The organism is Streptomyces sp. NPDC046727, from assembly GCF_040645635.1.
Taxonomy (GTDB): Bacteria; Actinomycetota; Actinomycetes; order Streptomycetales; family Streptomycetaceae; genus Streptomyces.
The window spans coordinates 140665-147845 of the sequence record NZ_JBEYYR010000021.1 but is presented as its reverse complement, the minus strand read 5'-3'; the positions used below and the strand labels follow the sequence as shown (position 1 = coordinate 147845).

General features: G+C 72.0%; 6 protein-coding genes. All 6 read right to left on the bottom strand.

Annotation, left to right across the window (positions count from 1 at the left end):
- Positions 1–152: 152 nt before the first annotated feature.
- The 6 genes from ABZ937_RS25160 to ABZ937_RS25135 all read right to left on the bottom strand — a co-directional run bounded on the left by ABZ937_RS25160 (position 153) and on the right by ABZ937_RS25135 (position 7175).
- Positions 153–1748, bottom strand: coding sequence for an MFS transporter (locus ABZ937_RS25160; RefSeq protein WP_361695496.1), 1596 nt, complete (start codon positions 1746–1748; stop codon positions 153–155).
- Between the two features lie 151 nt (positions 1749–1899).
- The gene (locus tag ABZ937_RS25155; RefSeq protein WP_361695494.1) at positions 1900–2562 is read right to left on the bottom strand and encodes a hypothetical protein; all 663 of its coding nucleotides are present in this window, start codon (positions 2560–2562) and stop codon (positions 1900–1902) included.
- Entirely contained in the window at positions 2559–4439 is a 1881-nt protein-coding gene (locus ABZ937_RS25150) for an acyl-CoA dehydrogenase family protein (RefSeq protein ID WP_361695492.1), read from the bottom strand. The genes ABZ937_RS25155 and ABZ937_RS25150 overlap by 4 nt, the downstream gene beginning before the upstream one ends.
- Positions 4440–4450: 11 nt before the next feature.
- Positions 4451–5509: a methyltransferase gene (locus ABZ937_RS25145; protein ID WP_361695490.1), complete on the bottom strand. Its 1059-nt coding sequence runs from the start codon at positions 5507–5509 to the stop codon at positions 4451–4453.
- A 53-nt stretch (positions 5510–5562) separates the two neighbouring features.
- The gene (locus ABZ937_RS25140; RefSeq protein ID WP_361695488.1) at positions 5563–6333 is read right to left on the bottom strand and encodes an N-acetyltransferase; all 771 of its coding nucleotides are present in this window, start codon (positions 6331–6333) and stop codon (positions 5563–5565) included.
- Positions 6334–6389: 56 nt separating this feature from the next.
- Positions 6390–7175: a leucyl/phenylalanyl-tRNA--protein transferase gene (locus ABZ937_RS25135; protein ID WP_361695486.1), complete on the bottom strand. Its 786-nt coding sequence runs from the start codon at positions 7173–7175 to the stop codon at positions 6390–6392.
- Positions 7176–7181 lie beyond the last annotated feature (6 nt).

Below are 7181 nucleotides of genomic sequence, written 5' to 3'. Positions count from 1 at the left end.
CTGGGGCGTGTTGGGTGGTTTTTTTGTCTTTACTTCTCCTCCGGCGGGGCGCGGGGGGCCGGCCCGCGGGCGGGCCGCCGCGGCCCCCCTGCGCCGGCCGCCACGTCCGGCTGTGTTCGGTCACCCGGGTGTGCCGGTGCCGGTCGGATCGTTCAGTCGGACTCCGCGGCGGAGACCGACTCGGCCGGGCTCGCCTCGGCGGACGGGCCGGCGGGCACCGCCGAGCCGGTCGGCGGTACATGGCGCAGAGAGACCGCCGCGGCGACGGCACCGGCCGCCGCGATCACCGCGGCCGTGGCCGCGGCGGTGTTGAGGCCGGACGTGAACGCGTCCCTGGCCACGCCCAGCAGCTGATCGCCGAGGCGGCCGGGGAGTTCCCGCGCGGCGGCGACGGCGCCGTCGAGGTTCTCCCGGGCGGCGGACGCCGTCTTGTCCGGCAGCCCCTGGGGCAGCTTGTCGTCGACGCCGTTGCGGTAGACCGCGGTGCCGATGCTGCCGATGATCGCGACGCCCAGAGAGATGCCGAGATCGTTGACGGTCGAGGCCAGGCCGCCGGCCGCGCCCGCCTTCTCCGGCGGCACCGAACCGACCACGAGGTCCGTGGTCAGCGCCATGGAGGGGGAGACCGCCGGATAGAGCACGATGAAGCCGGCGATGACCCAGGGCAGTCCGGTGGAGCTGTCGATCTGCGTGAACAGGACGTAGCCGACCACCTGCACGGCCAGACCCGCGGCGATGACATACCCCGGCCGGACCCGCCGGGCGATGACCGGGGACCGCATCGCGACCACGATCAGGACGAGGGCCGCGGGGAGAATCGCGAACCCGGTCTTGAGCGGCGACAGGGCCTTCACCAGCTGGAGGTACTGGGTGAACATCAGGTACACGCCGCCCAGGCCCATGGCCGAGAGGATGAACACCCCGAGAGCCCCGCTGACCGTCCGGTTCTTGAAGAGACGCACGTCCAGAAGCGGCTCCGCGGAACGCAGTTGGCGGATGACGAACACCACGCCGAACAGCACCCCGACCACGACGGCCAGCGCCGAGAGCATCGGCGAGTCGGTGGTCGCGAACGACTTCACGCCGTAGATCAGCGGCAGCAGCGTCAGCAGCATGAGCAGCGCGCTGAACAGGTCGAGCCTGCCGGTGCTCGGGCCCTGGCGACCCGGGAGCAGCAGAGGCGCGCCGATCACCACGACCGCCATGACCGGTACGGCGACGAAGAACGTCGCCCGCCACGAGAACGCCTCCAGCAGCAGGCCGCTGAGCAGCGGCCCGAGGGCGACACCGGCCGAGATGGCCGCCGCCCAGGTACCGATGGCGACGCCCCGCTGCTTCGGGTCCTGGAACATCGTGAAGATCAGGCCGAGTGTGGTCGGCATCTGCATGGCGGCGGCCACGCCCAGCAGCGCACGCCAGACGATCATTAGCGCGGCCGAGTCGGTGAAGGCGGCCGCCGCCGAGACCACCCCGAAGAGCACGGCCCCGGTGATCAGGAGATTCCGGTGCCCGAAGCGGTCGGCCACGGTGCCCATCAGGACCAGCAGGCTGGCCATCAGGAAGCCGTAGATGTCCAGGATCCACAGGGTCTGCGTGCTGCTGGGCCGCAGATCGGCCGCGAGATAGGGAATGGCCAGGAACAGGATGGTCAGCATCATGAACAGCAGGAGCGCGGGAAGGACCAGCAGGCCCAGTGCGGCCCACTGCCTACCCCCGGCTCGTAACTGCGGACTTCCTGCCGAAGACATCAGCACTCCTCTCCTCGTCGAGGCCTGCGGCGGAACCCGCGCTCCGGCACGGCCCACTGGCACACAGGCATACCCCTACCGGGTATGGACTTGAAAATACGGATGGGGGGTATGGGTGTCAAGCCAACCGGAAGCCCGGACTTCGGCGAGGTCAGCCGGTGTCGACACCGTGTGCGAGACAGCTCCAGAACGCGTTCTCCAGAGCGTGCACGGTCCGCGCGCAGCGCACGGCGGCGGCCGGATCGTCCCCGCCGGCCAGCCCCGCCGCCAGCGTGGCCGTCGCCTCGTCCAGCAGGGGCTGGGGCGTGTCGGCGAAGTAGCGGAAGTGCCCGAGAGCCTTCTCCTCGAAGCCGTACCGCCCCAGCAGGGCGTCGGCCACGCGGGTGTAGGTCCCGGCGGACTGCCGCACGTTCGCCAGCAGCGCCAGGGCGATGTCGCTGCCGGTGCCGAACAGCGCCGACCGCACCAGGTACGCCGGATACGCCTGCGCCAGCGGCCGCGGCTCGTACGCCTGGAGGTCCCGCTCCGTCAGGCCGAGCGCCGCGGCGAAGTCCCCGAGCAGGCCCAGCGCCTCCCCTTCCCCCTCGGCCATGGCCAGGTACAGGTCTCCGGCCGGAGGGGAGGGGAAGCGCGACGCGAGCAGCGCGAAGCTCCGGCGGTCGCTGCTCACCAGGTGATACAGCTCCCCGGCGAGCCACGTGAGCCGCTCCTCGGGCATGCGGCCTCGTTCGAGCAGGTCGAGGAAGCGGTTGGGCTCGGCGTCCTCGGAGATCCGCAGCCGCGCGGCCTCCAGGACCTCCGTCACGGTGCTCACCGGGTCCTCCTCGTGGTCTCGTCGGGGCGCCGGGCGGCGTCCGCTGCTCCGTTCGGCCGTCGCGGGGTGTCCGCGGTGCCGCTCGACCGCACGATCCGCCGCAGGTTCGGACCCTTGGCGGGCCCCGGCCGCGGCTCGGCGATCCAGGGGCCGTCGACGGAGGCGTCCACCACTCCGTCCTCCAGCCAGACGTAGCGGCCGTCCAGGACCCTCCCCGTCACCTCCCGGTCCGTGGCGTCGGTGTTGTCGCCGAGCCGGTCCAGCAGCCCGCGCACCCGGAGCCGGGCGTGCCGGCAGAAGGCGTCGGCGAGTTCGCCCGGAGGGCCGTCGACGCCGCCGAGAGCCCGCGCGTAGACGCAACTCGCGCTCATCGCGTACAGCTCGGCGCCGATGTCGACGATCCTGCCGAGGACCCGCTGGCGTGCGTCGAGTCCGCCGGCCGGGCCGGCGGCGGCCGAGGCGAGTTCGTCGGCGAGCCGGCGGCTGGTCCGTGCGACGAACTCGATGTGGCTGTCCAGGACACCGCCGAGTCCGTACGGCGGGCCGTCGGCGAAGGGAGCGGCCTCTTCCTCCCGGGACCGGTGCGACTCGACCAGGTCATGGGCGAGGAAGGTCCGCAGCACCTCGCTGGAGCCGTCGAAGATGCGCCCGATCCGGACGTCCCTCAGGAGTTGCTCGACCGGGATCCCGCGCTCGCCGCGACCGGCCGCGGACTGAGCCGTCTCGTAGCCGCGACCGCCCCGGATCTGCACCAGTTCGTCGGCGACGACGCAGGCCTGCTCCGCCGCGAACAGCTTGGCCAGCTCCGCGTCCAGCCGGGTGTCGGTGTCGCCCCGTTCCGCCCGCCGGCCGATGACCTCGACCATCGCTTCCAGGGCGAACGCGGTCGCGGCGATGAAGGACACCTTCCCGGCGACGGCGTCGTGCCGGCCGATGGGCTTGCCGAACTGCACCCGGGCCGCACTCCACTGCCGGGCGACCTTCAGGCTCCACTTCGCGGCGGCGGCGGACGCGGCCGGCAGCGACAGCCGCCCGGTGTCCTGGGCGGCGAGGGCGATCGCGAGCCCCTCGCCCTCCGCACCGATCCGGTTGCGTGCCGGTACGACCACGCGATGCAGCCGGATGCAGCCGTTCTCCAGACCACGCAGCCCGAGGAAGGAACTGCGGTGCTCCACCGTCACCCCGGGCGAGCCGGCCTCGACGACGAAAGCCGTCATCGCTCCCTCGCCGCAGTCCGCACCGGGTACGACCGCCATCACCACCAGCAGATCGGCGACGACCCCGTTGGTGGTCCACGTCTTCACCCCGTCGAGCACATAGCTGTCGGTGGTCCGGTCGTGGACGGCCGTGGTGTGCATGCGGTACGGGTCGTTGCCGATGTCCGCCTCGGTGAGGGCGAAGGCGGAGATCTCCCGCACGCACCTGGGCAGGAACGCGCGCTTCTGCTCGTCGGTCCCGAACAGGAGGACCGGCTGGGCCAGCCCGATGGCCTGGTGGGCCGCGAGTAGTTCGCTCAGCGCCGGGTGCGTCGTGCTGGTGATCATCAGGGCGCGGAGGTAACAGAGGGAGGACAGCCCCAGCCCGCCGTACCCCCGGGGGATCCTGATGGCCATCGCGCCGAGGTCCTTGAGGCCTTCGATCACCTGATCGGGGATGCGGTCCTCGCGCTCGATCGCGGCGCTGTCCACTTCCTTCTCGCAGAAGTCGCGCAGTCGCGCCAGGAACCGCTCCTCCGCCGGCTCCAGCCGCCGCGGGTCGCCCTCCGGCAGGGTGAGCAGGTCCGTCTCCACCCTGCCGAGGAACAGTCCGGTGGCGAATCCCGGTCGTACGGCGCTGTCGGACGCCGTCGGCCGGCCGGTCTCCTGCTCCTCCGCCATCTGTCCCGCCGTCATGCCGTGGGCGCGGGGACGGCCTGGATCATCGACAGCGGTCCGGCCTGGCCCAGGCCGACCGACCGCACGGTGAACCCGGTCTCCTTCAGCAGCGCCCGGAACTCGCCTTCGGTGCGCTCCTGGCCGCCGGTCGTGACCATCATGTTGAGGTCGGTGAAGTAGGCGACGGGCGCGGAGGTGTCGGCGGTCTCGGGCAGCACCGTGCCGACGATCAGCAGCGTGGCGGACGCGGGCATATGGGCCCGGACGGTGCGCAGGATGGCGCGTGCCTCGTCGTCGCCCCAGTCCTGGAAGACGCTCTTGATGATGTAGAGGTCCCCGTCGCCCGGGACGGACTGGAAGAAGTCGCCGGCCCGGACCTCGCACCGGTCCGCGAGTCCGGCCTTGCTCAGGGTGGCGGGGGCCTCGGCCACGCCGCTCGGGCTGTCGAACACGATGCCCCGCAGCTCGGGCCGGGCCAGCAGGATCGCGGTGAGCAGGGTGCCGTCGCCACCGCCGAGGTCCACCACCGTGCCGGTCGCGGGGAAGTCGTACCCCGCCGCGAGCTGCCCGGCCGAGATCCTGGACTCCTCGCTCATCGCCTCGTTGAACAGGGTGCTGGTCTCACCGTGCTGCGCCAGCCAGTCGTAGACACCCATCTCGTACACGTGGTCGAAGGCGCGCTCGCCCGTGGTCACCGTGTGGTGCAGGTTCTGCCAGGACGTGAAGAAGATGGGGTGGCAGAACATCTGGGCGAACTTGTGGAGGGAGTCGGGGGAGTCGGAGCGCAGCTGCGAGCCGATGTCGGTCAGCGTGAAGCGGCCCGGCTCGGGTTCCTCGGCGATACCGATGGTGACCAGCATGCGCAGCAGCCGCCGGAGCGACGGTTCGTGCGCCTGCGTCGCCTCGGCCAGCTCCTGGCTGGTGCGGGACCCGGTGCCGATGAGGTCCGCGAGCCCTAGTTCCGCGGCCACGCCGATGGTGTGCGCGGTCATGTATCCGCCGATCCGCTGGATCAGGGCCGCACGGAGGTCCAGCTTCTCGGTCGCGAGGACGTCCTGGGGAGTCGTGCTCATGGGAGGTCGTACTCCTTTTCGTCGGTGTCGGTCATGAGGTGTCGGTCATGAGGTCAGGGGCGTCGGCCGGTGCGGTGCCGGACCCAGACGTTCGGCTCGACGTACACGGCGTGGTCGTGCGTGGCGCTCACCGTGAGCGGGGTCAGCGCGCCGGGCAGCTCCACCGGACCGTCGGTGTCCAGCGGCAGACCGGTCCACTCGCGCCACTGGGCGAGGCTGCCCGAGATGGTCATGGACGCCGGGCACACCTTCAGGACCTCGCCGCCGACCCGCACGTGCACGCGCAGCCAGGGATCCTCGGGCAGCCCGTCGGACCGCCGCAGCGCGATGTACTCGGCCAGCGGCAGCCGGGGGTGCTGGTCCTTGCGGCTGGGCCGGACCGGGCCCACGAGGTCGTGGAACCCCTTCTCGCGGGCGTGGTCGATCAGGGCGCGCAGGGTGTACACGGACAGGTTCTGCGCGAGGCGGCCCGGGACGATGGCTATCTCCAGCGCGCACAGAGCGGTGAGTTCCCGGCCGGCGCCGGTGTCGGTCAGGCACTGACGGAGCGTCTCGTCCCAGCCGGTGTCCGGCAGCTGGTCCGGGTCGCCGTCCCAGGCGAAGGGCACACTGGCGGCTCGGGCGACGACCTGGTCCGCCTCGTCGACCACGACGAGCTGGTGCTCGGCGTGCCGGTCGAAGGCCCAGTCCACGAGGATCGGATCGGGGCGGATGTAGGCGGGCCACGACGACTCCATCGTGAGCATCGCCTCTTCGAGATCGGGGCGCTCGGCGAGGCTGATCACGCGCAGATCGGTGCTGGTGCTGGTGGGGGTGGCGGGCATGACGTCTCTCCCGTCGGCAGGCGTGGGCAGGGGCGGGGGCGCGTGGTCGGCGGCGGTCACGCGGCCAGGCGACGGGCGGGCAGCCGCTCCGTGGCCAGCGGCCGGCCGTCGTGTCGGGAGGCCAGCAGCCCGAGGTACCGCGCCCGGGGGATCGGGCGCGCGCCCAGGAGCCGTACGTGCTCGCCGTCGCGCTGGACGTCGACGGCCCGCCCGCCGGCCTCGGCGAAGCGACGGGTCAGGTCGGCGACCGCCGCCTTGCCCGCCCCGCTGCGCACCGTGAACTGGGAGTCGGCGCTGAACACGGACCCGACACGGACACCGAAGGTGCCGCCGATCAGTTCGTCACCGTCCCAGACCTCGACGCTGTGCGCGTGGCCCGACCGGTGCAGCACGCACAGGCCCCGCACCAGGTCGTCGGTCAGCCAGTGCTCGGCGCGTCCCGCGCGGCACCGGCGGACCACCTCCTCGAAGCAGGCGTCCGCCGTCGTCGTCCAGTCCGTCCGGTTGCGCAACTGCTGACGCAGACTGCGCTGGAAGCGGGCCTGTTCGACGCGGATGACGGGCCGTGGATCCGGTGAGCACCAGGCGATGGCGAAGGGCTCGTCGCTGCCGGGCAGCACCTTCACCAGTCCGGCGTCCACGTCGGGCTCGTAGATCAGCTCGTTGACGATCCGCTGTTCGGCCGTGCCGGCCGGAAAGGGGTAGAGGCCGCGGCGGTAGGCGGCGAGCAGGGACTGGGGGCCCAGGTCACCCCCGAAGGCGACGGGCCCGTCCGCGGGGCCTCCGAGGACGTCCAGCGATTCCCATAAGCCGCCGGTGCGGGCCAGCGTATGGATGTACACGTCCAC